At 53.5% G+C, this 26,777-nt stretch carries 26 protein-coding genes; 11 read left to right on the top strand and 15 right to left on the bottom strand.

Going from position 1 to position 26,777, the window contains the following annotated elements; translation table 11 throughout:
• Window positions 1-93 precede the first annotated feature (93 nt).
• A complete protein-coding gene (gene dcp, locus P0H77_RS11365) occupies window positions 94-2,145 on the top strand; it encodes a peptidyl-dipeptidase Dcp (RefSeq protein WP_276164983.1) in 2,052 nt (683 codons plus the stop codon).
• Between the two features lie 48 nt (window positions 2,146-2,193).
• On the opposite strand, the gene P0H77_RS11360 is transcribed toward dcp, so the two are convergent.
• Together P0H77_RS11360 and ftrA are read right to left on the bottom strand one after the other, a co-directional pair.
• Window positions 2,194-2,436 carry a biofilm development regulator YmgB/AriR family protein gene (locus P0H77_RS11360; RefSeq protein ID WP_276164982.1) on the bottom strand — a complete coding sequence of 81 codons (243 nt, stop codon included), beginning with the start codon at window positions 2,434-2,436 and terminating at the stop codon, window positions 2,194-2,196.
• A 280-nt stretch (window positions 2,437-2,716) separates the two neighbouring features.
• Window positions 2,717-3,721 (bottom strand): transcriptional regulator FtrA, encoded by a 1,005-nt coding sequence (gene ftrA, locus P0H77_RS11355; RefSeq protein WP_276164981.1) that lies wholly within the window; start codon window positions 3,719-3,721, stop codon window positions 2,717-2,719.
• A gap of 68 nt (window positions 3,722-3,789) precedes the next feature.
• On the opposite strand from ftrA, the gene P0H77_RS11350 reads away from it, so the two are divergent.
• The 7 genes from P0H77_RS11350 (at window position 3,790) to urtE (ending at window position 11,102) form a co-directional block, all read left to right on the top strand.
• The gene (locus P0H77_RS11350) at window positions 3,790-4,200 is read left to right on the top strand and encodes a rhodanese-like domain-containing protein (RefSeq protein WP_276164980.1); all 411 of its coding nucleotides are present in this window, start codon (window positions 3,790-3,792) and stop codon (window positions 4,198-4,200) included.
• Between the two features lie 148 nt (window positions 4,201-4,348).
• A complete protein-coding gene (locus P0H77_RS11345) occupies window positions 4,349-5,452 on the top strand; it encodes a cobalamin-independent methionine synthase II family protein (RefSeq protein ID WP_276164979.1) in 1,104 nt (367 codons plus the stop codon).
• A gap of 181 nt (window positions 5,453-5,633) precedes the next feature.
• Entirely contained in the window at window positions 5,634-6,905 is a 1,272-nt protein-coding gene (urtA, locus tag P0H77_RS11340) for an urea ABC transporter substrate-binding protein (RefSeq protein ID WP_276164978.1), read from the top strand.
• Between the two features lie 44 nt (window positions 6,906-6,949).
• Complete coding sequence (urtB, locus tag P0H77_RS11335; RefSeq protein WP_276164977.1) at window positions 6,950-8,524, top strand: urea ABC transporter permease subunit UrtB; 1,575 nt, start codon at window positions 6,950-6,952, stop codon at window positions 8,522-8,524.
• The gene (gene urtC / locus P0H77_RS11330) at window positions 8,524-9,597 is read left to right on the top strand and encodes an urea ABC transporter permease subunit UrtC (protein WP_276164976.1); all 1,074 of its coding nucleotides are present in this window, start codon (window positions 8,524-8,526) and stop codon (window positions 9,595-9,597) included. The genes urtB and urtC overlap by 1 nt, the downstream gene beginning before the upstream one ends.
• Window positions 9,597-10,394 (top strand): urea ABC transporter ATP-binding protein UrtD, encoded by a 798-nt coding sequence (gene urtD / locus P0H77_RS11325; RefSeq protein ID WP_276165111.1) that lies wholly within the window; start codon window positions 9,597-9,599, stop codon window positions 10,392-10,394. Before urtC ends, urtD begins: the two co-directional genes overlap by 1 nt.
• A 9-nt stretch (window positions 10,395-10,403) precedes the next feature.
• Window positions 10,404-11,102, top strand: a complete 699-nt coding sequence (gene urtE / locus P0H77_RS11320; RefSeq protein WP_276165110.1) for an urea ABC transporter ATP-binding subunit UrtE — start codon at window positions 10,404-10,406, stop codon at window positions 11,100-11,102.
• Window positions 11,103-11,163: 61 nt separating this feature from the next.
• Here urtE and P0H77_RS11315 read toward each other — a convergent pair whose 3' ends face one another.
• Window positions 11,164-11,316 carry a Hok/Gef family protein gene (locus P0H77_RS11315; protein WP_276164975.1) on the bottom strand — a complete coding sequence of 51 codons (153 nt, stop codon included), beginning with the start codon at window positions 11,314-11,316 and terminating at the stop codon, window positions 11,164-11,166.
• Between the two features lie 223 nt (window positions 11,317-11,539).
• Window positions 11,540-12,730: an efflux MFS transporter YdeE gene (gene ydeE / locus P0H77_RS11310; protein WP_276164974.1), complete on the bottom strand. Its 1,191-nt coding sequence runs from the start codon at window positions 12,728-12,730 to the stop codon at window positions 11,540-11,542.
• A gap of 183 nt (window positions 12,731-12,913) precedes the next feature.
• On the opposite strand from ydeE, the gene eamA reads away from it, so the two are divergent.
• Window positions 12,914-13,813 (top strand): O-acetylserine/cysteine exporter, encoded by a 900-nt coding sequence (gene eamA / locus P0H77_RS11305; protein WP_276164973.1) that lies wholly within the window; start codon window positions 12,914-12,916, stop codon window positions 13,811-13,813.
• 72 nt (window positions 13,814-13,885) lie between these two features.
• Here eamA and P0H77_RS11300 read toward each other — a convergent pair whose 3' ends face one another.
• From P0H77_RS11300 to P0H77_RS11260, 9 genes are all read right to left on the bottom strand, one after another.
• Entirely contained in the window at window positions 13,886-15,247 is a 1,362-nt protein-coding gene (locus tag P0H77_RS11300) for a hypothetical protein (RefSeq protein ID WP_276164972.1), read from the bottom strand.
• 24 nt (window positions 15,248-15,271) lie between these two features.
• The gene (locus tag P0H77_RS11295; RefSeq protein WP_276164971.1) at window positions 15,272-16,627 is read right to left on the bottom strand and encodes a gluconate:H+ symporter; all 1,356 of its coding nucleotides are present in this window, start codon (window positions 16,625-16,627) and stop codon (window positions 15,272-15,274) included.
• Between the two features lie 97 nt (window positions 16,628-16,724).
• Complete coding sequence (locus P0H77_RS11290) at window positions 16,725-17,516, bottom strand: DeoR/GlpR family DNA-binding transcription regulator (RefSeq protein ID WP_276164970.1); 792 nt, start codon at window positions 17,514-17,516, stop codon at window positions 16,725-16,727.
• A 10-nt stretch (window positions 17,517-17,526) separates the two neighbouring features.
• Complete coding sequence (locus P0H77_RS11285; RefSeq protein WP_276164969.1) at window positions 17,527-18,183, bottom strand: aldolase; 657 nt, start codon at window positions 18,181-18,183, stop codon at window positions 17,527-17,529.
• Complete coding sequence (gene otnK / locus P0H77_RS11280; protein WP_276164968.1) at window positions 18,176-19,435, bottom strand: 3-oxo-tetronate kinase; 1,260 nt, start codon at window positions 19,433-19,435, stop codon at window positions 18,176-18,178. The genes P0H77_RS11285 and otnK overlap by 8 nt, the downstream gene beginning before the upstream one ends.
• Window positions 19,436-19,765: 330 nt before the next feature.
• The gene (gene marB / locus P0H77_RS11275; protein ID WP_276164967.1) at window positions 19,766-19,984 is read right to left on the bottom strand and encodes a multiple antibiotic resistance protein MarB; all 219 of its coding nucleotides are present in this window, start codon (window positions 19,982-19,984) and stop codon (window positions 19,766-19,768) included.
• Window positions 19,985-20,014: 30 nt separating this feature from the next.
• Window positions 20,015-20,398 (bottom strand): MDR efflux pump AcrAB transcriptional activator MarA, encoded by a 384-nt coding sequence (gene marA, locus P0H77_RS11270; protein WP_276164966.1) that lies wholly within the window; start codon window positions 20,396-20,398, stop codon window positions 20,015-20,017.
• A 17-nt stretch (window positions 20,399-20,415) separates the two neighbouring features.
• Window positions 20,416-20,850, bottom strand: a complete 435-nt coding sequence (gene marR, locus P0H77_RS11265; RefSeq protein WP_176917352.1) for a multiple antibiotic resistance transcriptional regulator MarR — start codon at window positions 20,848-20,850, stop codon at window positions 20,416-20,418.
• 240 nt (window positions 20,851-21,090) lie between these two features.
• Window positions 21,091-22,281: a sugar transporter gene (locus P0H77_RS11260; RefSeq protein WP_276164965.1), complete on the bottom strand. Its 1,191-nt coding sequence runs from the start codon at window positions 22,279-22,281 to the stop codon at window positions 21,091-21,093.
• Window positions 22,282-22,480: 199 nt separating this feature from the next.
• Between P0H77_RS11260 and P0H77_RS11255 the strand changes: the two genes are divergently transcribed.
• Entirely contained in the window at window positions 22,481-23,269 is a 789-nt protein-coding gene (locus P0H77_RS11255; protein WP_276164964.1) for a PhzF family phenazine biosynthesis protein, read from the top strand.
• A gap of 45 nt (window positions 23,270-23,314) precedes the next feature.
• Here the strand turns inward: P0H77_RS11255 and P0H77_RS11250 are convergent, their stop codons facing one another.
• Together P0H77_RS11250 and P0H77_RS11245 are read right to left on the bottom strand one after the other, a co-directional pair.
• Window positions 23,315-24,259, bottom strand: a complete 945-nt coding sequence (locus tag P0H77_RS11250; RefSeq protein WP_276164963.1) for an L-lactate dehydrogenase — start codon at window positions 24,257-24,259, stop codon at window positions 23,315-23,317.
• 87 nt (window positions 24,260-24,346) lie between these two features.
• On the bottom strand, window positions 24,347-25,222 hold the full coding sequence (locus tag P0H77_RS11245) for a LysR family transcriptional regulator (protein WP_276164962.1): 876 nt from the start codon (window positions 25,220-25,222) through the stop codon (window positions 24,347-24,349).
• Between the two features lie 106 nt (window positions 25,223-25,328).
• Here P0H77_RS11245 and sad point away from each other — a divergent pair, with 106 nt between their 5' ends.
• The gene (sad, locus tag P0H77_RS11240; RefSeq protein ID WP_276164961.1) at window positions 25,329-26,714 is read left to right on the top strand and encodes a succinate-semialdehyde dehydrogenase; all 1,386 of its coding nucleotides are present in this window, start codon (window positions 25,329-25,331) and stop codon (window positions 26,712-26,714) included.
• Window positions 26,715-26,777: the final 63 nt, after the last annotated feature.

Below are 26,777 nucleotides of genomic sequence, written 5' to 3'. Positions count from 1 at the left end.
ACGCATCCACGTTATTTTTGTGCGAATGTCTAATGAAGCGTGGTGGATCAGCGAAAAGCCTGGTCTGAACGGTCAGGTTTTCAGGAGAAAGTGATGTCGTTAAACAATCCGTTTTTTAATGTGAGCACCTTGCCTTATCAGGCTCCCCGGTTTGATGAAATCAGGGATGAGCATTATCGCCCGGCCTTTGATGAAGGACTCCGTCTCAAGCGCGAAGAGATCGAGGCTATCGCGCACAATCCGGCCCCGGCAGATGTTGAGAATACTTTCGTGGCGCTCGAAAAAAGCGGTTTATTGTTAGAACGTGTAACCCATGTTTTTTTTGCCATGTCCCATGCCCATACCAACGATACGCTGCAACGGCTTGATGAGCAGTTTTCTGCCGAACTGGCGGCGCTGGCGAACGATATTTACCTCAATGATGCCCTTTTTCAACGCGTGGAGCATGTCTGGCAGCAGCGCGAGTCGCTGGGGCTGGATGATGAAACCCGCCGTCTGGTTGAGACGATCCGCCAGCAGTTTGTTCTCGCGGGCGCAACGCTGGGCGAGGCAGAGAAAGCGGCGTTAAAAACGCTTAATACCGAAGCCGCTACCCTGACCAGCCAGTTTAACCAGCGCCTGATGGCGGCAAATAAAGCCGGAGCATGGGTGGTTGAACGCGAGCAGCAGCTTGCGGGGCTGACTGCGGATGAAATCGCCGTGGCGGCGGATGCCGCGCGGGAAAAAGGATTAACCGATCGCTGGTTATTACCCCTGCTAAACACCACCCAGCAGCCTGCGTTAGCGGCATTACGCGATCGTCAGGCCAGGGAGCAGTTGTTTAACGCGGGCTGGACCCGCACCGTAAAAAATGACGAAAATGATACCCGATCGCTGATATTACAGCTGGTGGAGATTCGGGCAAAACAGGCCGGGCTCGTTGGTTTCGAGGATTACGCCAGCTGGAAAATGGCCGATCAAATGGCGAAAACCCCGGCGGCGGCGTTGGCATTCATGCGCAGAATTGTCCCGGCGGCACGGGCGCGGGCAGAACAGGAGCATTCCGCGATCCAGCAGGTCATTGATAAGCAGAACGGCGGCTTTCAGGCGCAGGCGTGGGACTGGGATTTTTATGCCGACCAGGTTCGCCAGGAAAAATATGCGTTTGACGAATCGCAGGTCAGACCCTACCTGGAACTGAATACCGTGCTGGAAGAGGGCGTTTTCTGGACCGCGTCGCAGCTTTTTGGCATCCGTTTTGTCGAGCGTTTTGATATCCCCGTTTACCATCCGGACGTTCGCGTCTGGGAGATCTTCGATGCCAGTGGTGAAGGTCTGGCATTATTCTACGGCGATTTCTTTGCCCGCGATTCCAAGAGCGGCGGGGCATGGATGGGTAACTTTGTCGAACAATCGACGCTGCTTAACACCCAGCCGGTGATTTACAATGTGTGTAACTATCAAAAACCCGCGGCAGGTCACAGCGCGCTGATCTCATGGGATGATGTGATCACCCTGTTCCACGAATTTGGTCATACGCTTCACGGCCTGTTTGCGCGTCAGCGTTACGCCAGCCTGTCAGGCACCAATACCCCGCGTGATTTCGTTGAGTTTCCTTCGCAGATTAACGAACACTGGGCGACGCATCCGCAGGTATTTTCCCGTTTCGCCCGTCATTATCAGAGCGGGGAAGCAATGCCGGAAGCGTTGCAGGCCAGCATGCTACAGGCGACGCATTTTAATAAAGGCTATGAAATGACCGAACTGCTCAGTGCGGCATTGCTCGATATGAACTGGCATCGCGTCAGCGCAGATAATATTCCTGAATCGGTGGATAGCTTTGAAGCGGCGGCGATCCGTCAGGAACATCTGGATCTCCCGGCCGTTCCTCCGCGCTATCGCAGCAGTTACTTTGCGCATATTTTTGGTGGCGGCTACGCGGCGGGCTATTACGCCTATCTGTGGACGCAAATGCTGGCTGATGATGGCTACCAGTGGTTCGTCGAACAGGGCGGATTAACGGCGCAAAATGGTCAACGTTTTCGTGAAGCCATTTTATCCAGGGGAAACAGCGCCGATCTGGAAACATTGTATCGTCAGTGGCGGGGAAGCGACCCTCTCATTGCGCCGATGCTTAAACACCGTGGTCTGAGCGAGCAGGAATAAAAAAACGGGCGTAAGCCCGTTTTGTTTATCTGTTCTGTAGGCTGACGTTTAAATATCGTCAGGCGTATTCAGTACAACCATTTCTAATGCGCTACGGTAGATATCCAGTTTGACGATATCTTTTTCTGTTTCAAGCCGGACCACCAGCTCCAGAATGATATCTTTATTATTAACGGCGGTTTTTCTGGACAAGAGATCCTGCATAATCTCAGAAATGACTTTTTGCCCGGCATCATCATGGTTATAACCAAACGACAGCGGGGAACTCTGGTCGACTTCTTGTATTGGCATGTTTTATGTTGCACCGTGCATAGTTAACGATAGTGGAAAGTCGGGACGCTTAATCTCAACGGTTTTAAACTAGTCACAAACCTGCAAATGTACAAATTCAAACGCAAAAATATTTTTAAATGCTCAAATAAATAACAACACATTAACTTTTTTAATGCATTCTACGTATGCGGGAGACAGCCGGGACGTAGAAAAGAAAAAAGTGAGTAGATAAATACCGCAATAATCGATCTGTCTTTTTCTCACTCTTCTTATTTTTGTGCCAGAAAGCAGAGCGCCATTATTGATTAACGCGACGGTTTTCTTTACGGAATTGGGTCGGTGATAGCGCAAAATGCTGGCGAAAGTGCTGACGTAATACACTGGCACTGGCAAACCCGGTCAACTCTGCGATGGTCTCAATACTGTGCTGGCTATGCATCAGGTGCGCCTGAACACAGCGCAGGCGCTCGCGCAAAATCCAGCGTGCGGGCGTGGTGCCGGTCGCAAGGGCAAACCGGCGTAGCAGGGTTCGGGGACTCATGCCTGCCCGCTGTGCCAGAACCTCCAGACTGTGCCTCTGCGCCAGATGCTGATGCAGATAATCAAATAGCTGGCCCAGCGTCTGGCTTTCACGGGCGCTGGCGACGGGACGGGGAACAGTCTGCGCCTGGGAGCCATCACGGTGGGGTTGGATCACCAGTCGACGCGCAACGCTATTGGCGATCTCCAGTCCGTAATCCTCACGTACCACGTGCAGGCAAAGATCGATACCTGCTGCGCTGCCCGCCGAGGTCATCACGCGCTGTCCGGCGACATAAAGGACATCATTCAACACCGTGATATCCGCAAAACGCTGCTGGAGGATCCGCGTATAGCGCCAGTGGGTTGTCGCTTTCATACCCGCGAGCAATCCTGTCGCCGCGAGGACAAACACGCCGGAGCAGATCGATATTATCCGGCAGCCGCGCGCGTAAGCCTGACGTAATGCGTCGATAAGCGCCGTCGGCACCGGGGAATCAATGCCACGCCAGCCCGGAATAATAATGGTGTCCGCCTGCGCCAGTAAATCCAGTCCGCCATCGGCCATGATGCGGATCCCTCCCGTAGCACGCATTTCGCCGCTATCCACAGCCGCCACGGCAAACTGGTACCAGTTATCGCCAAATTCGGGGCGCGGCAGGCCAAAAATTTCGACCGCCACGCCAAACTCGAACGTGCAAAGGCCATCATAGGCGAGAACGACTACGCGTCGTGGCGTAAGTGGGGAGGGCGAGATTGTCATTTTTACGCTGTTTTCTGACATGTTAATGGGCGGTTTTACCGGGCGCACTCTGGTTAAATCATTGTTAACATAAACCAGGAGAACACGCTATGAGTTACGTTACTGATTATCCTGCTGCTGCCCCTGAGGAAGCCGCTGCGTATTTTTCCCGTCGCCTGAGCCTCGAAACGGACTGCTCGGACGTTCATGACGCGATAAGCCACCATCAGCAGGACTTTGTTCTACTCCACGTGATTGGCCAACCGGCGCATTTTGACCAGAAACATCTGCCGGGTGCCGTACACCTTCCACATGGGCAAATCAATGCGCAAACAGTAGCGCAGTGGCCCCCGGAAACGTTATTTGTCGTGTATTGCGCCGGCCCACATTGTAATGGTGCGGATAAAGCCGCGCTGAAAATCGCCAGGCTGGGCCGACCGGTGAAGCTGATGCTCGGCGGCATGACCGGATGGCACGATGAAGGTTTTGCATTTGCCGGAGAGTCATCAGCGGCAACGTGAATTATTTTCATGCGCCGTGAAATTTTCTCCTTTGCGATGTGATATAGACTGTGTCATCTTTTAGACATATAGCCATCCAGAAGTCTATAAGTTCACATGCTGAATTATCACTGTGGGCAATGAACTGCCCATAGCCAGAGGAGAAAATATGTCACAGCAACATGGCCCGTACCGCGCAGATATCGTCGGCAGCTTTTTACGTCCGGACAGCATTAAGCAGGCGCGTCAACAACTGGCGAGCGGTGACATTACCGCCAGCCAGCTTCGCGAAATAGAAAATGACGCCATCCGCCATGTGGTTCAACAGCAGTGCGAATGCGGTTTGCATGTGGTGACCGACGGCGAGTTCCGTCGCGCCTGGTGGCATTTTGATTTCTTTGATGGATTACAGGGCGTGGAACGCTACGATTCCGATAAAGGTATTCAGTTTAACGGCGTACAGACCAAAGCCCACGGCGTGCGTGTGACCGGAAAGCTGGCATTCGGCGATCACCCGATGCTGGAAGATTTTCGCTATCTGAAAAGCATCAGTGGTAATGCTGAGCCCAAAATGACCATCCCGTCGCCCAGCGTCCTGCATTTCCGCGGCGGGCGTAAAGACATTGACGCCCGTGTTTATCCGGATCTGGCCGATTACTTCGCCGATCTCGCCACCACCTGGCGCGATGCGATTCAGGCATTTTACGCAGCGGGATGTCGCTATTTACAGCTTGATGACACCGTCTGGGCGTATCTGTGCTCAGACGACCAGCGCCGTCAGGTGCGTGAACGTGGCGAAGATCCGGATGAGCTGGCAAAAATTTATGCCAGGGTGCTGAATAAAGCGCTGGAAGGTAAGCCTGACGATCTGACGGTGAGCCTGCACGTTTGTCGCGGTAACTTCCGCTCGACGTGGATTTCGGAAGGCGGCTACGAGCCGGTAGCAGAGATCTTATTCGGCACGGTGAACGTGGATGCGTTTTTCCTCGAATATGACAACGATCGCTCCGGTGACTTTGCGCCGCTGCGCTTTATTCGTCCTGGTCATCAGCAGGTTGTTTTGGGCTTGATCACCACCAAAAACGGCGAGCTGGAAGATCCTGAAGGGGTAAAAGCTCGTCTTCGTGAAGCGGCGAAATACGTCGATTTAAAACAGATCTGCCTGAGCCTGCAGTGCGGATTCGCCTCGACCGAGGAAGGTAACTCGCTGACCGAACAGCAGCAGTGGGATAAAGTCCGTCTGGTAACGGATGTTGCTTCTCAGGTCTGGTAACACGCAACGGCACAGCGTTGCACTGTAATAATGCAGCGCTGTGCCACAATAATGCTCCACGCCCGCTGTTCCGTCTTTTCTCCTTGATTCCCGCGATAAAAACATACCTGGCATCTTTTTTGCCTGATCTCTTCTGAACGCTTTCCTTGACCGTCGTCATTTGAATATTCAGGAGTGAATTATGCAACGTCGTACCCTGTTAAAAGCTTTTGCGCTCTCCGCCTCCGTTGTCAGCATGGGGATGACCTTTAGCGTCTATGCTGCCGACACGATTAAAGTCGGCATTATGCATTCGCTCTCCGGCACCATGGCAATTTCTGAAACGCCGCTCAAAGATGTGGCGCTGATGACCATTGATGAGATCAACGCCAAAGGTGGCGTGCTGGGCAAAAAACTGGAGCCGGTGGTCGTCGACCCGGCCTCTAACTGGCCGTTGTTCGCAGAGAAAGCGCGGCAATTATTAACTCAGGATAAAGTTGCGGTGGTATTTGGCTGCTGGACGTCCGTCTCCCGCAAATCAGTCTTGCCGGTATTTGAAGAACTCAACGGGCTGTTGTTCTATCCGGTGCAGTATGAGGGCGAAGAGATGTCGCCGAACGTCTTTTACACCGGCGCGGCTCCTAATCAGCAGGCCATCCCGGCAGTGGAATACCTGATGAGTGAAGATGGCGGCAGCGCTAAACGCTTCTTCCTGCTCGGGACTGACTATGTTTATCCACGAACCACCAACAAGATCCTCCGCGCGTTCCTGCATTCAAAAGGCGTGCAGGATAGCGATATCGAAGAGGTGTATACCCCGTTTGGCCATAGCGACTACCAGACTATCGTTGCCAATATTAAAAAATTCTCCGCGGGCGGCAAAACGGCAGTGGTGTCCACCATCAACGGGGATTCCAATGTTCCTTTTTACAAAGAGCTGGCAAACCAGGGGCTGAAAGCTACCGATGTACCGGTTGTGGCGTTTTCGGTGGGAGAAGAGGAACTGCGTGGCATCGATACCAAACCGCTGGTGGGCAATCTGGCGGCGTGGAACTATTTTGAATCCGTCGATAATCCGGCTAACCAGAAGTTTGTCGCCGACTATAAAGCGTGGGCTAAGGCCCATAAGCTGCCCAACGCCGATACCGTGGTAACTAACGATCCGATGGAAGCTACTTATGTGGGCCTGCATATGTGGGCGCAGGCGGTTGAAAAAGCAGGGACCACCGATGTAGATAAAGTGCGTGAGGCGATGGCTGGGCAAACTTTCGCCGCGCCGTCTGGCTTTACGTTGACCATGGATAAAACCAACCACCATCTGCATAAACCGGTGATGATTGGTGAAATCGAAAATAACGGTCAGTTTAACGTGGTATGGCAAACCGACGCCCCGGTCCGCGCCCAGCCGTGGAGCCCGTTCATTCCCGGAAATGAAAAAAAATCTGACAGCCCGGTTAAATCAGGCGGGCAATGATTTTTAGCCCTCCTCACGGAGGGCGCGTTTCGGGAGGAGGGGTTATGAACGTTATACGTATGATGTGCTGTTTATTATTGCTGGCAGGGATCCTGCCGCTGAACGCACAGGCGGCGGATGCCGATGATTTTGTTGCCGCCAGCCGATCCGCGCAGGCAACGCTACTGGAAAAATGGGCGGCTGAACCGCAACCACAGCGGATCCCTTTTCTGCGCGCGCTGGCCGCAGAAAATCTCAATGTTGATGGCGAACGTCATGCCTTTGCGCTGGAGAACGGTCAGCCCGTGGCGCTGGATGGAACCTCAACGCCCGAGGGCGGGCTTAAAAAAGTCCGTCTGACAAACCGGTTACGTAATCTGGCGGCAGTAGCCCTCGCCACGCACTTGCTAATAAGTGACAACGTCACGGAAAGGCTGGCCGCGGCAAAAACGCTGCGTCGTGACGCGCAGCCCTCGATGTTACCCATGCTGATACAGCGTAAAGCGCTCGAAAAGGATGACGAGGTCAAAGCGCAACTGACCATTGCCCTCGCCAGCCTGCAACTCAGCAGTGCCGATGCGGCGATACGTCGTGATGCTGCGGTGGAGCTGGGCAACTCCTCCGATCCTGAAACGCAATCGCGGCTTACCCCGTTTACCGATAGCCACACTGAACCCGATGCCAGCGTTCGCGAGGCGGCCATAAGCAGCATTGCGCAAATTAAGCAGCGTCAGGTTCTTGGTGAGGTCCTGGGACAAGCCTTTATGGGATTGTCGCTGGGTTCCATTTTATTACTGGCGGCCCTTGGGCTGGCGATCACCTACGGTCTGCTTGGCGTCATCAATATGGCGCATGGCGAAATGCTGATGCTCGGCGCGTACAGCACCTGGCTGGTACAGCAGGCGATGGCGCAGTTTGCGCCACAGTGGCTGGCATTCTATCCGGTGGTGGCGCTGCCGGTAGCCTTTGCCGTGACGGCAGGGATGGGAATGTTGCTTGAGCGCACGATTATCCGCCATTTGTACGGGCGTCCGCTGGAAACCTTGCTGGCGACGTGGGGTATCAGCCTGATGCTAATCCAGCTGGTGCGTATGCTGTTTGGCGCACAAAACGTTGAGGTTGCCAATCCGGGCTGGCTGTCGGGCGGGATCCAGGCGTTGCCCAACCTCATCCTGCCGTGGAACAGGGTGGTGGTACTGGGATTTGTGCTACTGGTACTGTTTTTCACCTGGCTTATTCTTAACAAAACGCGGCTGGGCATGAATGTGCGGGCGGTGACGCAGAATCGCGCCATGGCGGCGTGCTGCGGCGTACCGACGGGACGGGTTGATATGCTGGCCTTTGGCCTGGGATCCGGTATTGCCGGGCTGGGTGGCGTGGCGCTCTCCCAGCTTGGCAACGTCGGGCCGGAACTGGGACAGGGTTACATTATCGACTCTTTCCTGGTCGTAGTTCTTGGCGGGGTCGGCCAGCTGGCGGGCAGCGTAGTCGCAGCGTTTGGTCTGGGGATCTTCAATAAAATCCTCGAACCGCAGCTGGGCGCGGTGCTCGGTAAGATCCTTATTCTTGTTGTCATTATTTTGTTTATTCAGAAACGGCCGCAAGGGCTGTTCGCCCTGAAAGGGAGGAGCATTGACTAATGAGCCAGCCTTTGACGCTTACTCTGGCGCAAAAAGCGCCTCTTACGCTGCGTATTGTCGGCGGGATCCTGATGGCCGGATTGCTGATATTACCGTTTCTGGCGTTGTTGCCTGCCAGCCATCCGCTGTTTCTGTCGACATGGATGCTGACGCTGATTGGTAAAATCCTTTGCTATGCGGTTGTCGCCGTGGCGCTGGATCTTGTGTGGGGCTATGCGGGATTACTGTCGCTCGGACATGGGATTTTTTTCGCCCTCGGTGGCTACGCGATGGGAATGTATCTGATGCGTCAGGCCGCCGGTGGCGGGCTACCCGCGTTTATGTCGTTTTTATCGTGGAATGAATTACCGTGGTTCTGGTGGGGAACGCAGCATTTCGCCTGGGCAATGATGCTGGTAGTCATGGTGCCGGGACTGCTGGCGCTGGTGTTCGGCTACTTTGCCTTTCGCTCGAAAATTAAAGGCGTCTACTTTTCGATTATGACCCAGGCACTCACGTTCGCGGGCATGCTGCTGTTCTTTCGTAATGAAACCGGATTTGGCGGCAACAACGGGTTTACCGGCTTTACCACCATTCTCGGTTTTCCGGTGACGGCCACGTCCACGCGAATCGCTCTGTTTTTGGCAACCGTGATCCTGCTGGTGCTGTCGCTGACCGTTGGTTATGCGCTGGCAAAAAGTAAGTTTGGCCGGGTCCTCACCGCCGTTCGCGATGCGGAGAACCGGCTAATGTTTTGCGGGTACGATCCACGCGGTTTTAAGCTGCTGGTCTGGACGTTGTCCGCCGTTCTCTGCGGGCTGGCAGGCGCACTGTATGTTCCTCAGGTCGGCATTATTAACCCCGGCGAAATGTCGCCCACCAACTCCATTGAAATGGCGATTTGGGTCGCGCTCGGGGGACGAGGGACCTTAATTGGTCCGGTCCTGGGGGCCGGGCTGGTCAATGGCGCAAAAAGCTTGTTTACCGTTGCCATGCCGGAGTACTGGCAGGTATTTCTCGGCCTGATATTTATTCTGGTTACCCTGTTTTTACCCCGCGGCGTCATTGGCCTGCTGCGCAGAGGAGAGAAATGATGCAACCTGACGAAGGGCTTTTCACCCGCCAGCTTCCGGGAGACCGCTTTCGTGAGCAGACCGATCCGGTACTGCAACTGAAAAATATCAACGTTAACTTTGCCGGCTTTCAGGCGCTGACCGATCTGACGCTAAATATCGGCGTCGGCGAGTTGCGCTGTGTGATTGGGCCGAACGGGGCAGGAAAAACAACTCTGATGGACGTCATCACCGGCAAAACGCGACCGCAGAGTGGCTCTGCGCTTTACGATCAGTCGCTGGAACTGACCGGTCTGGATCCCATCGAAATTGCGCGTCGCGGGATTGGGCGCAAATTTCAGAAGCCGACGGTCTTTGAAGCGTTAACGGTCGCAGAGAATCTTGAACTGGCATTAAAAACCGACAAGTCGGTATTGGCGACTCTGCGGGCGAGATTACGTGGCGAGCAGCAGGACCGTATCGATGAAATTTTACTGCTGTTGCGTCTTGGTGCAGAGCGTCATCGACGTGCCGGACTGTTGTCCCACGGGCAAAAACAGTTTCTCGAGATTGGAATGTTGCTGGTGCAGGAACCACACCTTTTATTACTGGATGAGCCTGCCGCCGGGATGACCGATGCCGAAACCGCCTATACCGCCGAGCTTTTTCGCCAGCTGGCAGGAAAACATTCACTGATGGTGGTCGAACACGACATGGGCTTCGTTGAAACCATCGCCGACAGGGTCACCGTGCTGCATCAGGGGCAGGTGCTGGCGGAGGGATCGCTACGTGAGGTCCAGCAAAATGAACAGGTTATTGAAGTCTACCTCGGACGTTAAGGAGCGATGATGTTACAGGTTAGCGATTTGCATCAATACTATGGCGGAAGCCATATCCTGCGGGGTGTCAGTTTTACGGCCAAAACCGGGGAAATCACCTGTCTGCTGGGGCGTAACGGAGTAGGTAAGACCACGCTGCTAAAATGCCTGATGGGGCTTATTCCGGCGCGCAGCGGCTCGGTCGTCTGGCAGGATCGCCCGATCGCCCTCCGCAAACCGCATCAGCGGGTGCAGTCCGGTATTGCCTATGTACCGCAGGGGCGCGACATTTTCCCCCGTCTCACGGTAGAGGAAAATCTGCTGATGGGGCTGTCGCGCTTTCCGGCGCGAGATGCGCGTACGGTGCCTGACGATATCTACCATCTTTTTCCGGTATTAAAAGAGATGAAACATCGTCGCGGTGGCGATTTGTCCGGCGGACAGCAGCAGCAACTGGCCATCGGTCGTGCGCTGGCAAGCCGCCCGCAACTGCTTATTCTTGATGAACCGACGGAAGGTATCCAGCCGTCAGTGATTAAAGAAATTGGCGTGGTGATCCGTGAACTCGCCCGTCGTGGCGATATGGCCATTTTGCTGGTAGAGCAATTTTATGATTTCGCCGCCGAACTGGCGGACTGCTACCTGGTAATGTCCCGCGGCGCCATCGTGCAACAGGGCCGGGGAATGGACATGGACGCCGAAGGCGTACGGGGGATGGTGGCAATTTAAACGGGTGCGCTGAGGACCAGACCCGACAGCCGGTACGCGGGGATTGCTCCCCGCGTGTTAGCTACTTCCTCGATTCGTAAGCGAGAACAGCTTTAAACTCCATACCACAATCTCTGATATTCAGCTCGCAGAGCGAGTCGCGCACCATCAACGTGAACCCTAGCGCTGTTAAACACAACGCTATGATCGCCACCAGGGCGTATTTCGTCAGCATGTTATTGCCTCCGTGCAAAGAAGAGACTAACATCCGATTGTTGGGTTCGGACGTTGGCCTCAGGTGGATAGAAATATCTCCTGGGGCTTTCATCTTTCCGAACTCCGACAAGGCCTGAGACCGGAAAGCCTCAAGCACCCGCCGTGTATTCTATGCTTCGATAACGTCTGTACCAGCCTGTTTTCAGGCTTTATTCTTAGCCTGCGAGGCTGCTCGCAACGTCTCAGTTGGTTTGCACAACATCATGAATACGTTTGCTACTCATCCCGCGGATAATCATTAACCACGCCAGGACGATGGCCGCCATTAAAATAACAAATAATGACCAGTGCGGGAGATGGGTTAATATCAATCCGGTCGCCAGCGGGTTTGCCGCTGCCCCCAGCCAGCCCAACGCCTGAGCAGAAAAATAGCTCGCTTTCATTCCCGGCGGCGCAATATTGTCAATTAACATGTATTCGCCCGGTGCATATATTATCTCACCAATGGTAAATACCGCTGCCGATATTCCCCAGACGACCAGATTTACGCCAGAGAACATAAACCCTGTTAAGCCTGCCACAAAGAAAACGGTGCCGACGGTCATCAGCGGGCGTAAATTTTTCGCCGTTAACCGCCGACCAATTGAGTACTGTAACGTCACGACCAGCGCGGCGTTAACCGGCAAAACCACCGCGACCACATGTTCGGCAACGTTGCTGTCGGCAACCGCCAGCACGTATTGTGAAATGCAGGATGCAAAGGATCCGCCGACGAACGAGGCCAGAAAACCCGACAGGGTAAACCAGAACAGCGCCTTATCGCGTAGCAGCACGGAAGGCGACCATGCAACAGGCTCACCATTGGCAGTGTTCGCCGCGACCCGCTGCACGAAACGTCCGATAAACACCAGCGGGAAGGCGGCGCAAAATGCGGCCAGCCAGAAAGGCAAATTCAGACTGTACATCACCAGCAGCGTGCCGATAGGTGGGCCTATCGTCCAGCCAATATTCAGAAAACTGTAGTTAAGCGAAAATATCCGCGCTTTCTCTGCCGGAGAAAGAACATCGGCAAACCAGGCTTTCAGAACGGTGGCAAAAACCGAATATGCGCAGTTAATCATTGCAAAAAATATAACGACCAGCGCAACATTATTCACTGCCGGAATAGCAATAAAGCCAAGGATAAATATCAGTACTGAAACCAGCATATAGCGTTTTTTATCAAATTTATCCGCCATAATGCCGAAACCCAGACTAAATACGACGCCAATGGTCAACGCGATAGTCATCGCATAGCCGATCGCCTCAACGCTCATCGCATAGCGACGCGTCAGATAAATCGTCATGAAGGGAAGTGTTGCCCCGCGACCAATAGTTAAAAGTAATGACGATGCCAGCAGCGCAGTAATTGAGCGCCTGGTTGATGTGATCATTTTCCTGCCCGACAAGTGCTCTGTTTCATTATTTTGTCTTATCAGGAATATCACGCAATAAGAACAATGTATAGCGCGGCTAGGGGGAAGGATGGCCTACCAGAAATAATGATCTGTTAAAGCGTCTTTTTTTCCGCTAACGTGGGACAGTTCACATAATTCTAACAATTACAGAGGCAGGGTATGACGCGTAAAGATGGGCTGCTGGCGCTGCTGGTTGTCGTGGTTTGGGGGCTTAACTTCGTCGTCATCAAAGTTGGATTGCATAATATGCCGCCGCTATTGTTGGCTGGCCTGCGCTTTTTGCTGGTGGCTTTTCCTGCCCTGTTTTTTGTGGCCCGGCCGAAAGTGCCGCTGCGTTTGCTTTTAGGATACGGACTCACCATCAGCTTTGGCCAATTTGCCTTTCTCTTTTCGGCGATCAAATTTGGCATGCCCGCCGGGCTGGCGTCACTGGTTCTTCAGGCGCAGGCTTTTTTCACCATCCTGCTCGGCGCGTTTGCGTTTGGGGAAAGACTGCAGGGCAAACAGCTGGCCGGAATTACGCTTGCGGTATTCGGCGTGCTGGTGCTGATAGAGTCGAGCCTTAACGGGCAGCATGTTGCGATGCTGGGCTTTATGCTGACGCTGGCCGCCGCCCTGAGCTGGGCCTGCGGCAATATTTTTAATAAGAAAATTATGCAGCTCGAAAACCGTCCGGCAGTGATGTCGCTGGTGGTCTGGAGTGCACCGTTCCCTGTTGTGCCATTTCTGCTGGCGTCGCTGATATTTGATGGTCCGGCAGCAATACTGCAAAGCCTGGTGGCAATCGATATGACCACCATTTTATCGCTGATCTACCTCGCATTTATTGCCACCATCGTGGGCTACGGCATCTGGGGAACATTGCTGGGACGCTACGAAACCTGGCGCGTTGCGCCGCTATCGCTGCTGGTGCCGGTGGTTGGATTAGCCAGTGCGGCCCTGTTGTTGGGGGAAACCCTGACCCTGCTACAGCTTGTGGGCGCGGCGCTGATCATGGCAGGGCTGTATATTAATGTGTTTGGCTTGCGTATTCGGCGGGTGAAAGCGGTCAGGGGATAACCCTCACGACGGCAGTCCAGGTTACAGGTGATAAAAAAATCAGTACTCCCGGACTGCCGTTTCACGCGGTGGTTAAAACGTCTCCTTCCACGCGGTATACAGCAGCGAATCTTCCATCTGCAAAGCATCAAGAGGGATCAATTCGCCCTGAGGAATATCACGGGTTAATACTTTATTCGACAGAAGGTAATAAGGCGCAATACCGGCACCGGCGGATTTTGGCAACAGCCGGGCGCTGACGTCAGGTATGGTGTGATGATGTCCACCCATTTCCAGCATTTCGCCTTTTTTCAGCGGACGATCGGCATACCCGGCCATCACTGCGTGGATCTGCTGATTTGTCGCTCCGGAGGCGCGACGATGCAGCACCGCAGAAAATATGGACAGCGGCGATTCAAGTCCCATGATGTGATACGGCAGGTAAATACAGGCGTATTTTCCGTTTTTGCTGACGACATGCCCCTTGCCGGCCAGCATTTCCCAGGTGGCGTTATCTTTACAGCGCACAATGATAAACACACCGCCGCCAAAGCTCACTTCGTCCTCGCGACGCAGGCAGTTAAACACATCAACCACGCCATGACGCGTCAGGATGCCGCCATCCTCCTCAGGAATAAAAATATCGGCCAGCTCGCTGATATGGCACATCGGATAGCTCATTTCATCGCACGCCGGGGTCAGCGCGGCGGAGTTTGCTACCACGTTCATTTCGCAGTAGTCCGGCGTGGCGCTAAGCGGCAACATACTGAGTAGTGATGTTCTCCTGGCGAGCGTGGCGGCAATATCGTCACTTAACTGCCAGCACTCCGTCAGGCCACTAACCTCCACCTGACGATCGCACCAGCTAATGGTGTTGTTAGCAGGCGACCAGACAAAGTCATACTCACTGGATTTACCGGCAGCAACAATTTCCAGTCCCAGAACCTGTGCCCAGGTGATGAGACCCAGCAGATTCGAAGGCTGATCGCCATCGACCGTGGTGTAAACCGCATCATGTTTCAGCGCCAGCTGATTCAGCCACGGACCCGCGACAGAGTCGGTTTCTTTACTCACCATACCGACATGGACGCCGCGCTGTAATGCATGGATTGCGATAGCGATGCTGATCTCCGGCTTACCGGTCGCCTCGATCACCATATCCAGATCGAGCGCGTCCAGAAGGGTGTAATCGCGTATAATGGCGGTTTTTCCCGCCTGCTGAGCGGCAATAGCCTGCCCGGCGTCTTCGCAAATTTCCGCATCCGTACAGTAATTAAGATCGTTAAGTAATGACTGAGAGCCTTCAACATTCAGGTCGCAGAGGGCGACAATCTGTATTGACGGAATTTCCCGACACTGCACAAGCAACGAGCGACCAAATCCGCCGGATGCCCCGGTGATGGCGATGCGTATCTCACGGGTATTTAACGTGTCGAACAGCAATGTGTAGTTCATGTTCCTTCCTCATTAATAAACAGGTTAGCCAACGAGGGCGTTAAGCAATAAAACGAAAATCAGACCGAGGATCGACAGAAACGACACCAGCAGGGTCCAGCTTTTCAATGTTTCGGCCACCGTAAGCTGAAAATACTCTTTAAATAGCCAGAAACCGGAGTCATTCACGTGCGATAACATCAGGCCGCCCGTGCTGGTCGCGAGTACCAGCAATTCGAGGTTCACTCCGCTGTGGCTGGCCAGCGGGGCGACGATCCCGGCGGTAGTCACCACGGCAACGGTGGCAGAACCAATGGCAATGCGAATTAAGGCGGTAACCACCCACGCCAGTACCAGTGGCGAGATGTTCCAGTGCATTGCAGAGCTGGCAATCAGCGTACTGACATTGGTCGCCAGCAGCATCTCTTTAAATCCGCCGCCAGCGTCAAGGATAAGAATGATGGCAGCGCACGGACCGAGGCTTTTGCCGACGATTTTTTGGAGCTGGCTCATGCCGAAGCCGCTGCGCACGCCAAGTGCCCAGAGAGAAAACAAGACGGCAATGAGAAGAGAAACTATCGGGTCGCCAATGGTGTTGAGCAATTCTGCCGGAAAGGAGCCAGGTGCCACAGATCCTTTTGCCAGGGTTTTGCACATCATCAAAATGGGAGGCAGCAGAATCGTCAACATCGACATTGCGAACGAAGGCATATTCTGGTGAGTCGTCTCCTGTACATTATCGTCAGCCTGCATTTGACGATAATCCTGACGACGCAGATCCGGAAACACCTTTAACGCAAAGTGAGTAAATACCGGGCCGGACAGGATAACCATCGGGATAGCCAGCAGGAGTCCATAGAACATACACGTACCGGCATCAGCGCCATAGGTCGTCATCGCAAGCGTCGGGGCGGGGTGCGGCAACATTAAACCGTGGGCAACGTATAACCCTGCCGCCAGAGGAATACCAATGCGTAACAACTGACTGCGGGTACGGCGCGCAATGACGTACACCAGCGGCACCAGCATAACAAAACTGACATCGAAAAGATGTGGAAGACCGATGATCAGTGCGGCTATACAGATGGTCAGGGGGATCATACGAACCGAACCAAGACGAATAAAGGTATTCGCGATCCTGTCAGCGGCTCCCGACTCCAGCATAACGCCGCCGAGCATGGTGCCCAGCCCTACTACCAGGCCGGTCGAACCCAATACGCCGCCAAAGCCTTTCTCAAAACTTTTTATCGTTTGCGTTGGCGATAATCCCGCGGCAATGCCTAAAAAACCTGCCGCAATAATTAATGCCAAAAAAGGATGGAACTTAAACCTGGTAATCAGAATAACTAATATCGCAATAGATGCAATGAGTGAAATAAAGTGGCTGATTTCAAATTGCATAGAGCCTCCGGGCTGACTGGTGCAGTAGCCTTATATTTATAATTGGAAACTGGTAATAGAATTTATCGTTTGTAGGGAATGAGTGAAGATCTACATTTTATTTCTCCTTGTTGTTCCATGTATGGCTCACCTGGTGCAGGCGCAATGGCAACTGTTGTAATTTATTAATGGCTTCTGCCGGAAGCTGATCGTCGCAAATAATGTCATCGATCTGGTCAAGATGACAAATATGGAACATGCCGTATTTGCCATATTTACTGCAATCCGAGACCAGTACCTTATGCCGGGATGAAGCTATGACGGCCTGTTTTACCAGCATTTTTCCTTCATCAGGCGTAGAGATCCCGTGTTCACAATCCCATGAGCTGGTGCTTATGAAGGCAATATCAATATTGTACTGACGAATGAACTGAGCGGCGCAATGTCCGACCGCTGAGCGATTACGCACGTCAACCCGGCCTCCGGTATGAAACAGGTCGACACACGATGTCGACATTAAAAAATCAGCAATCGTAAAATCATTCGTAATAACGGTGACTTTTTTTAATTTATTGGCAATAACCTGGGCAATTTCATAGGTCGTCGTCCCGGCATCAAGATAAATCACGCTGCCTGAATCAATAAATTGCTCGGCAATGATTCCGATTTGTCTTTTAGTTGAATGATGTAACATCGCTTTTTCAACGTAAGGTAATTCCTGAATAAGCACTTCATTCAATTTAGCTCCACCGCTGATAAATTTGACTCTTCCTTCGTTCTCCATTTCTTTCAAGTCTCTGCGAATGGTCATGTGCGAGACACCGAGTAATTTTGCCAGATCGCCGATCGCCGCGTGGGCATAACGGTGAAGATGACTGTAGATAAAAACGCGGCGCTCGTCGGGCAACATTTCAGTATCCTTAAGGGGCTGGAGGCGCAGTATTGACGCTGAAGCGGGTTTTCAGTTCGCTGACCTGCTCGTCATTCAGCGTATTCATTCCGTGTGGCCTGATCATAAACCAGATCCGTGCGGTATCTTCCAGCTCTTCGGCATTGAATGTGGCCTCGCGCAGCGTGGTCCCCCCAATGACAGGGCCATGATTCGCCAGCAGCATCGCATTATGATCCGGAGCCAGTTTTGCCACTTCATCCGCCAGACCCGGATGCCCCGGCCGTAGATAGCGGATCAGTGGCAATTTACCTGTACGCATAACGAAATAGGGGGTAATGGGCGGCAGGCAGTCCTGCGGATCCAGATCGGGCAAACACGACAATGCCGTCAGAGAGGTAGAGTGAAGATGCACAATACCACCAATATCGGCGCGCTGGCGATAGAAAGCCAGATGCATCAATGATTCTTTCGACGGTTTTTCTCCTGAAACCCACTGGCCCTGAGCATCAAGTTTGCTGAGGGTTGCAGGATCGAGAGAGCCAAAGCTGGAGTTGGTCGGTGTTACCAGAAACCCTCCCTCCGGCAGGCGCGTACTCATATTTCCTGCGCCACCACTGCTATAGCCGCGCATAAACATCGAACTGGCCAGCGTGACCATCTGCTCCCGCAGTTGTAACTCATTCATTAAAAAGCTCCTGAGCTTTGATAAAAAAGCGCTCGTCACCAAAATTACCTGATTTAAGCGCTAACCACATATTGCGCGAGATATCTTTTACCCACGGTACGCCGGGAGCAATAGACTGGCCGATAACAAATCCTTTTACGCCGAGGTGCTGAACTAACAGACTGGAAGTTTCACCACCCGCAACAATGATCTTGTTCACTCCGTGATGCGTGAGTTCACTGGCAAGCGCCGCAATAAGCGACTCAATAGCGATGCCGGCGGCGTCTGCGCCATAGCGTTGTTGTATCACTTTCACTTCGTCGGCAGGACGCGTGGCATACAGCATCGGTGCCAGTGAGCCTGAGCGGGATAAATACCAGCTGACCAGTTCCTTCAGATAGGCAGTTTTATCATGTAACGCGCGTTCAACATCAATAGACAACGATGGCGCATGCTGACGATAAAAATTAACCTGGCGGTTGGTCATGGTTGAACTACTGCCCGCCAGCACCAGGCATTTTCCTTCAGTCCCTGGAATACCGATATCCGTGGTGTTACGCGTTTCAGGCGCGAGGAAAGCCAGTGCGCCCGCCAGCCCTGAGCCGCCAGTCAGTAAGAGATTTTCCGGGATTGCCGCCGCAAGCACCTGCAGATCTTCATCGGTCATGGCATCCAGAACCGCGTAGCGTTTGTGTTGTTGTTGCAGCGCATTAAGTTGATGGGTTACCACCTGACTGCCAGCCCGCACCTGATCCAGTGAGACCAGGCCACACTGGCCCGATGCCTGTTGTTCCATCACGCGCAGCAGACTGGCATCGGTCATGGGGGTGATCGGATGGTTTTGCATCCCGGATTCGTTAAGTAGCTGACCGTTCACAAACAGATGACCATGGACAACGGTTCTGCCATTCACCGGAAGTGCAGGGCATAACACTGCCATGGGCGATTGTGTGAGTTCAAGAAGGAGGTCCGTGACAGGACCAATATTGCCTGCCGGACCAGAATCAAACGTTGAGCAATACTTAAAATAGATGCGCTGACAGCCCTGAGACTGGAGCCATTCGCAGGCCTCGCGCGTCAAACGTTTTGCCTCATTAACCGGACAAGAACGGCTTTTCAACGAAATCACCACGGCATCGGCATGGGTGATATCAATGCTCCTGTCGGTAATACCATTGAGTTGTATGACCTGCCAGCCTGAAAGTGCAATAAAGCTGGCGATATCGGTCGCTCCTGTAAAGTCGTCTGCAATGATGCCCAGGCGTATGCTCATACTTATTATTCCAGCGCTACGTTGTGATGATGTGCATTATTGTGAAGGGTATACTTTCACATTAAGATGATGAATATCACAAAAAAACGCATACATTTCACGCTGTATTAATTAATAAATTATTGATTTTAAAATAGTTAACTTGTTTTCATCTCTTAACATCGCCATGTGAAATTCTGTGAATGTTGTGATTTTATGTGCGCAACGGAATTAAACAGTGTGAGGGGATTGCTTGCGTGGGATGGATCGGGAGGGGAATTACCGGGACGTCATTGAGCAAAACGGCAGATCGGGCGGCAAAAAAAGCCCCGCCTGGGCGGGGCAAACGAATCACAGGCTGTGCTGATTATAATAAGGCACACCCAGTGCGTCGGATTTGTCACTTCCTGTGCCCATATGATTAAAATCAAACGGAGACTGGTCATACGCGGAAGGAATCGTTAACGTCGCGCGGGCGCTGCCTTCAGCAGGGTGACGAGGTTGCTCCGCAAAGCTCTGACCGGCGGTCAGCATCGCTAATGCAAAAGTAGCGGAGACGAGCAGTTTCATGATTTCCTCGATACGTCTTAAAACAGGCGATTAGTGATTACAGTGATTTAACGGTTGCAGATAGCGCGCTTCACCCGGCATATCCATGATCCGGTATTTGTGCGGCGGCACGTCGAAATAGTTCTTGAACGTTCGGGTCAGGGTTTGCTGCGATTCAAAACCGTAACGCTCGGCCAGATACAGGATCGGCTCGTTGCTTTGCTTCAGCTTCTGGGCGATTTCCGTCAGCTTACGGGTGCGAATATATTGACCCAGCGAGTGTCCGGTTTCTTTTTTAAACATTCTTTGCAGGTGCCATTTTGAGTAGCCGGAGCGTTCTGACACTTTTTCCAGTGACAGCGGCGTCTCCAGGTTGTCTTCAATCCAGTCCAAAATGCTATGGATGGTAATGGCGTCAGTATTACGTCTGGACATCGTCTTACCTCTTATGTTTACGGCAGCACTTTCTTGAGCAGGTATTCAAGAGTAGCCACTTCGTCCGCCGATAAGTTTTTTGTTAGTTCCTGATGCAGATCTTGCCCAACAAGCTGATGACATTGCTCACAAATGGTGGTGCCTTCCGGCGTCAGTCGTACCAGGACGCCGCGTTTGTCATTGGGATTTGGCAAGCGCTCAACCCAGCCTTTACAGACCAGTCTGTCGAGCATACGGGTCAGGGCACCCAGGTCGACCGACAGCACTTTTTTCAGCTCGACAGGGGTGACGCACACTTCGCAGCGAATAGAGCAAAGCACTTTGAACTGTGTGGCGGTAATGTCCTGCGGCGAAAGATAATCGTTGAGCAAACGGTCTTTTTTTTGGTTAACCATGTGGATCAAACGTCCCAGCGGAATGATTTCGTTAAACAGATCCCCTGAACTTTTCACAATGGTTGCCCCGGCAAGTATATTAGTTGCGGAGGATATTATTGCCCAGGCAAACATAAGTCAACTGAATGAATTGATTCATGCCACGATTTGCTAAAAACCCGGTTAATCCCGTGCCAGCTATAGGGTTTTAATGTTGAGTGAAGGGAGGTTGCAGACATGAGTAAGGATGAAAAAGAGACGCTATTATTCATTGAAATGATGATTTGGGGCCGGCAGACGGCCCCGGTGAATCTGCGATTATTGCGTTTGTTCTTCCAGTGAAATCGGCCAGCGGCGGAAAATAATGATCGCCCAGATCAGCGCGGCCAGTGCCGGCACCGCACCGACATAGCCGATGGCCGCCATCGAAAAATGGCTGCTTACCTGACTGCCCACCAGCGCACCGGCACCGATACCGATATTAAAAATGCCCGAGAACAGCGACATGGCGACATCGGTAGCATCCGGCGCCAGCGCCAGCACTTTCACCTGCATTCCAAGCCCGATAATCATAATTGCCACGCCCCAGAACACGCTCAGAATAGCCAGATGGTTTTCATTTTGTGCCGACGGAACCAGTAAGAGCAGGCAAACAAATAGCAGGCCGATAGCACCTGAAATCAGGGCCGACGCGTGCAGGTTGCCCAGCTTGCCGAACAGCAGGCTTCCGAGAATGCCGGAGCCTCCAAGGATCAGCAGCAGGACGGTAGCAAAATTTCCGCTCAGCCCGGCGACGGTTTGCACAAAAGGCTCAATGTAGCTGTACGCCGTGTAATGCGCGGTCACGACCACCACCGTTAACAGGTAGATGCTCATCAGCGCCGGACGACGGAACAGCAGCGGCAGGCTTTTAAGTGATCCTGAATGCTCGCTGGGCAATTTTGGCAGCAGTTTGATCAGGCAGAGCAGGGTGACCAGCGCGCCGGTTCCGATGGCAAAAAAGGTGGTGCGCCAGCCAAAATACTGGCCCACTATGCGGCCAATCGGAATACCCAACACCATCGCCAGCGCGGTCCCGGTCGCGATCAGACTCAGCGCCTGCGCCCGCTTTCCTGCCGGAGCAAGGCGAATAGCCAGCGAGGCGGTTATCGACCAGAATACCGCATGTGCAAACGCAATCCCGATACGGCTGATAATCAGGGTGGTGAAGTTCCACGCCAGAAAAGATAAAACGTGGCTGGCGATGAACAGGACGAATAAGCCAATAAGCAATTTACGTCGCTCCATCTGGCTGGTCAGCAGCATAAACGGCAGCGACATCAGGGCAACAACCCACGCGTAGATCGTCAGCATAATACCGACCTGGGCGGTCTCCATGCCGAAGCTCTGCGCAATATCGGACAGCAAACCCACCGGTACGAATTCCGTGGTATTAAAGATGAACGCGGCAATGGCAAGCGTAACCACCCGCAGCCACGCCACTTTGCGTGAAACAGTATTCGTTGTCATAGAGATAATCTGGGTTGGTTGTACAGAAGAAGAGGAGATGATCTTAAAGCTATCGCTGACGCAAATACAACCATTTTGTGACGCAGATCTCAATTTAACCCGTCAAAAATTAAAGGCTGGATATAGTCTGGATTAACGCTGGTGCGATCGGGGGACTCTGTGTCAGCGTAGTGACGAGATAACAATAAGAGGAAAGTTCATGCAGTTAATTGATTATTATATGGTCGATGCGTTCAGCGATCGCACTTTTGGCGGGAATGCCGCTGCCGTCTGCCCGTTGACTGACTGGTTGCCGGATGAGGTCATGCTCAGGATGGCGCAGCAGCATAATCAGTCTGAGACGGCGTTTTTTGTTGCGCAGAATGACCGATTTTCTCTGCGCTGGTTTACTACCCGCAATGAAGTCAATTTATGCGGCCATGCTACGCTTGCTGCGGCGCATGTGATCTTCAATCACCGGGGCTATACCCAACCTGCGATTATGTTCGATACCGCTTCCGGCACCCTGACGGTCAGTCGTAATGATGACTGGCTGACTCTGGATTTTCCGGCGGATCGCACCGAACCACAAACCCCGCCAGCCTCGTTGCTGCGCGCGCTGGGTATTACGTCATACCAGGCGGCGCATAAAGGCCGTGCATGGTTGATCGAACTGGCCGATCGCCAGCAGGTTGACGCGGTTAAACCTGACATTGCCGCGATGGTGCCGGGCGAGCACAAAGTCACTATTACCGCGCCGGGAGGTAATGAGTATGATTTCGTCAGCCGCTTTTTCTCCCCTGGCGAGGCAGTATGGGAAGATCCGGTGACCGGCTCGGCCCACACGATGTTAATCCCTTACTGGGCGCAGAAGCTGAACAAAAACCGCATGTTTGCCCGCCAGGTATCAGCCCGTGGCGGCGATATTCGTTGCGAGCTAAAAGGCGACCGGGTTTTGATGAGCGGGCAGGCGAAAACCTATATTGTGGGCAAGCTGATGCTCGGGTAGGTCGCATCCTGCCAGCCGGCACAGGGGCTGGCAGGGCCATGATGATTAAGGCAGGCGGGCGATGTTCGCCTTGATTACGCTGGCCGAGTGGCGGAATTTTTCCAGCTCGTCATCGGCAAGATGTAACTCAATAACCTGCTGTACGCCGCTTTGCGCCAGCACGGCCGGCACGCCAATCGCGACATCGCTTACCCCATACTCGCCGTCCAGAATGCAGGAGATCGCCAGCGCGCGATGGCTTCCGGTAAAGATATTGCGACAAATTTCAGCAATAGTGCCGGCGATACCGTATTCTGTGCAGCCTTTACCGGCATAGATTTCGAAACCCAGTCTACGGACTTTCTCTGCCAGCAGCCCCCGGTCGAGCGTTTTGCCGGTATGCCGCTGATAAACATCGCTAATCGGTGAACCGTACACAGAAGAGTGTGACCAGACCGGGAACTGGGTGTCGCCATGCTCACCGAGGATAAAAGCATCAATACTTTGTGCGCCGATATCCAGCTCCTGTGCCAGCGTCCGGCGCAGGCGGGTGGTATCCAGCCAGACGCCGGTGCCGATGACCTGGCTTCGCGGCAGGCCGGACAGTTTCCATACCTGCCAGGTAATGATATCGCACGGGTTGGTGGCGATAAGGAAAATACCGCTAAAGCCGCCCGCCATCATTTGCGGGACGATACTCTTCACGATTTTTGCGGTGTTAGTCAGCTCATCAAGACGCGTCTGTCCTGGCTTCAGTGCGCCGCCAGATACGGTAATGACGGCGATATCGACATCCGCACAATCACTGACGTCGCGCGTGGAGAGGGTTACCATGCCGGGCATATAAGCGGCTGCATCGCTGAGATCCTGCACATGACCTTCGACCAGCGGCTTATTTAAATCGACTAAAATCAACTCTTCACAAATTGACTGATTCAACAGGGCATAGGCGGCAGACGCACCAACATTACCCGATCCGATAATCATCACTTTACGTGCTTTAGTGTTCATGGTTATCCGTTTAACGTGAAAACAAAAAAGTAACCTACTGCCGGAACCGGCATTAACGCAACCACCTGCGTTATCTATATGATAATCCTATGGCTGCGCTTCTGGTAACGTCTCTTTTACCATCTCTGTGAAGGCTTCCAGTGAACGCGTCATTCCGCCGCGACGCCATACCAGCCAGGTGGTCAGCCAGCGCCAGTTTTCTGCCAGCGGCCAGGCGGCTACCTGATGGCTACCCGGCATGGCTTCCAGCATTGAACGCGGGATCAACGCCAGGCCCGCGCCGGCAATCACGCAGGCCAGCATCCCATGATATGACTCCATCTCATGTATTCTGCCCGGTGTGGCCTGGTCGGCGTGAAACCAGTTCTCAAAATGGCGTCGGTACGAGCAGTTAGCGCGGAAGGCGTAAATATTGACGCCGTTAACGTCTCTGGCACGCGCGATGGGGGCGTGGCCGTCCGGGGCGACAATCATCATCTCCTCCTGATAAACCGGCATCCCCTCAAGCGTCGGGTGGACAACCGGACCGTCGACAAACGCCGCGCTCAGCGTGCCGGCCAGCACGCCATCCAGCATGGTTCCCGAGGGGCCGGTCGCCAGATCAAACTGGATTTTCGGGTAACGTTGAGTGTACTGCGCAAGCGTCGCCGGAATGCGCACGGCGGCGGTGCTTTCCAGTGAACCCAGCGAGAACAGCCCCTGCGGCTCATCACCGGCGATCACCCGGCGCGCCTCGTCCACCAGGTCGAGAATTTGCTGGCTGTAACGTAAAAAACTGTGCCCGGCGGGCGACAGACGCAAACGCTGATTCTCGCGAATAAACAGCTCGACGCCAAGATCGGCCTCCAGCTGGCGAATGCGGGTTGTCAGGTTTGACGGCACACGATGCACCTGCTGCGCCGCCTGGGTAATGCTGCCCGTCAGGGCCACCGCATTGAACATTTCAAGCTGGGTTAAATCCATGTTTTTCTCATTTTGTGAATAAGATGGTCATTATTATTCATTTTTAAGGAAGGTGTGAGTGTAGCAGAATAGCCTCCTGTTAAAATATTCGTTAAGAGAGAACGCCATGACGTCACCTGTAAATGAAGCTATTTCTGTCAATCCGGCCAACGGGCATACCATGGCTTCTTTGCCGTGGGCAACGCCCGAAGACGTGGAGAATGCCATTGAACAGGCATCGCAGGGCTACCGTCAGTGGCGGGGCAATACCGTTCACGATCGGGCGGAAAAACTGCGCGAGCTGGGTGCGGCTTTGCGTGGACGACGCGAAGAGATGGCCCAGTCGATCTGCCGTGAAATGGGCAAGCCTATTGTGCAGGCTCGCGCTGAGGTGGACAAATCCGCCGATTTGTGTGACTGGTACGCTGAGCATGGCCCGGCGATGCTGGCCACTGAATCAACCCAGGTTGCTGGTGGTCAGGCGGTCATTGAATACCGTCCGCTGGGGCCGGTGCTGGCGGTAATGCCGTGGAACTTTCCGCTCTGGCAGGTGCTGCGTGGCGCGGTGCCGATCCTGCTGGCGGGCAACAGCTATCTGTTAAAACACGCGCCCAACGTGTCAGGCTGTGCCGCGCTTATTCAACAGGCCTTTGATGAAGCGGGCATCGCGCCGGGCGTGTTTGGCTGGATTAATGCAACCAATGACGGCGTGACGCAGGCGATTAACGATCCGCGTATTGCCGCCGTCACCGTGACCGGCAGTGTGCGCGCGGGCAAAGCGATTGGCGCACAGGCAGGGGCCGCGCTGAAAAAATGCGTGCTCGAACTCGGCGGCTCGGACCCTTTTATTGTCCTTAATGATGCCGATCTGGATCTGGCAGTTCGTGCCGCCGTGGCCGGGCGCTATCAGAATACCGGGCAGGTTTGCGCGGCGGCCAAACGTTTTATTGTTGAAGCAGATATTGCACAGGCGTTTACTGACCGTTTTGTGGCAGCCGTGGCGCAGCTTAAAATGGGCGATCCTACCCTTGAGCACAACGATCTCGGTCCGATGGCGCGTTTTGATCTGCGCGATGAGCTACATCAGCAGGTATTAAATACGCTGGAGCAGGGCGCAACCTTATTACTGGGCGGCGAAAAAATGGCGGGCGAGGGTAATTATTATCCGGCGACGGTGCTGGGGAATGTTACCGCTGATATGACTGCCTTTCGGGAAGAACTGTTCGGCCCGGTGGCGGCCATCACCATCGCTCGCGATGCAGGACACGCGCTGGCGCTGGCCAACGATAGTGAGTTTGGCCTCTCTGCTACCGTTATGACGGCCAGTGAAGAAAAAGCGCGCTATTTTGCTGAAAATCTGGAGTGCGGCGGCGTGTTTATTAATGGCTTCAGCGCCAGTGATGCGCGCGTGGCTTTCGGCGGCGTGAAGAAAAGCGGGTTTGGCCGCGAACTGTCGCACTTTGGTCTGCGGGAATTCTGTAACGTTCAGACCGTGTGGAAAGATCGCCGCTAGCGTCTGTCACACTACTGTCATGGCATTGTCATTTTCATCTCCTACAATCGCGCGTAACCTGTT

The sequence above is a fragment of the Superficieibacter sp. HKU1 genome (assembly GCF_029319185.1).
Classification (GTDB): Bacteria; Pseudomonadota; Gammaproteobacteria; order Enterobacterales; family Enterobacteriaceae; genus Superficieibacter.
The sequence above is the reverse complement of the archived record's forward strand: the minus strand, read 5'-3'. Positions and strand labels throughout refer to the sequence as shown.

Coding starts and splice junctions, on each gene's coding strand:
- P0H77_RS11295 (WP_276164971.1), bottom strand. CDS start 16,627: ATGCAATTTGAAATCAGCCACTTTATTTCACTCATTGCATCTATTGCG.
- urtB (WP_276164977.1), top strand. CDS start 6,950: ATGAACGTTATACGTATGATGTGCTGTTTATTATTGCTGGCAGGGATC.
- marB (WP_276164967.1), bottom strand. CDS start 19,984: ATGAAACTGCTCGTCTCCGCTACTTTTGCATTAGCGATGCTGACCGCC.
- marA (WP_276164966.1), bottom strand. CDS start 20,398: ATGTCCAGACGTAATACTGACGCCATTACCATCCATAGCATTTTGGAC.
- urtA (WP_276164978.1), top strand. CDS start 5,634: ATGCAACGTCGTACCCTGTTAAAAGCTTTTGCGCTCTCCGCCTCCGTT.
- P0H77_RS11300 (WP_276164972.1), bottom strand. CDS start 15,247: ATGAACTACACATTGCTGTTCGACACGTTAAATACCCGTGAGATACGC.
- P0H77_RS11260 (WP_276164965.1), bottom strand. CDS start 22,281: ATGACAACGAATACTGTTTCACGCAAAGTGGCGTGGCTGCGGGTGGTT.
- P0H77_RS11315 (WP_276164975.1), bottom strand. CDS start 11,316: ATGCTGACGAAATACGCCCTGGTGGCGATCATAGCGTTGTGTTTAACA.
- urtE (WP_276165110.1), top strand. CDS start 10,404: ATGTTACAGGTTAGCGATTTGCATCAATACTATGGCGGAAGCCATATC.
- ftrA (WP_276164981.1), bottom strand. CDS start 3,721: ATGTCAGAAAACAGCGTAAAAATGACAATCTCGCCCTCCCCACTTACG.
- P0H77_RS11255 (WP_276164964.1), top strand. CDS start 22,481: ATGCAGTTAATTGATTATTATATGGTCGATGCGTTCAGCGATCGCACT.
- P0H77_RS11285 (WP_276164969.1), bottom strand. CDS start 18,183: ATGAATGAGTTACAACTGCGGGAGCAGATGGTCACGCTGGCCAGTTCG.
- urtC (WP_276164976.1), top strand. CDS start 8,524: ATGAGCCAGCCTTTGACGCTTACTCTGGCGCAAAAAGCGCCTCTTACG.
- P0H77_RS11245 (WP_276164962.1), bottom strand. CDS start 25,222: ATGGATTTAACCCAGCTTGAAATGTTCAATGCGGTGGCCCTGACGGGC.
- sad (WP_276164961.1), top strand. CDS start 25,329: ATGACGTCACCTGTAAATGAAGCTATTTCTGTCAATCCGGCCAACGGG.
- urtD (WP_276165111.1), top strand. CDS start 9,597: ATGCAACCTGACGAAGGGCTTTTCACCCGCCAGCTTCCGGGAGACCGC.
- P0H77_RS11290 (WP_276164970.1), bottom strand. CDS start 17,516: ATGTTGCCCGACGAGCGCCGCGTTTTTATCTACAGTCATCTTCACCGT.
- dcp (WP_276164983.1), top strand. CDS start 94: ATGTCGTTAAACAATCCGTTTTTTAATGTGAGCACCTTGCCTTATCAG.
- P0H77_RS11360 (WP_276164982.1), bottom strand. CDS start 2,436: ATGCCAATACAAGAAGTCGACCAGAGTTCCCCGCTGTCGTTTGGTTAT.
- ydeE (WP_276164974.1), bottom strand. CDS start 12,730: ATGATCACATCAACCAGGCGCTCAATTACTGCGCTGCTGGCATCGTCA.
- P0H77_RS11345 (WP_276164979.1), top strand. CDS start 4,349: ATGTCACAGCAACATGGCCCGTACCGCGCAGATATCGTCGGCAGCTTT.
- otnK (WP_276164968.1), bottom strand. CDS start 19,435: ATGAGCATACGCCTGGGCATCATTGCAGACGACTTTACAGGAGCGACC.
- P0H77_RS11250 (WP_276164963.1), bottom strand. CDS start 24,259: ATGAACACTAAAGCACGTAAAGTGATGATTATCGGATCGGGTAATGTT.
- P0H77_RS11350 (WP_276164980.1), top strand. CDS start 3,790: ATGAGTTACGTTACTGATTATCCTGCTGCTGCCCCTGAGGAAGCCGCT.
- eamA (WP_276164973.1), top strand. CDS start 12,914: ATGACGCGTAAAGATGGGCTGCTGGCGCTGCTGGTTGTCGTGGTTTGG.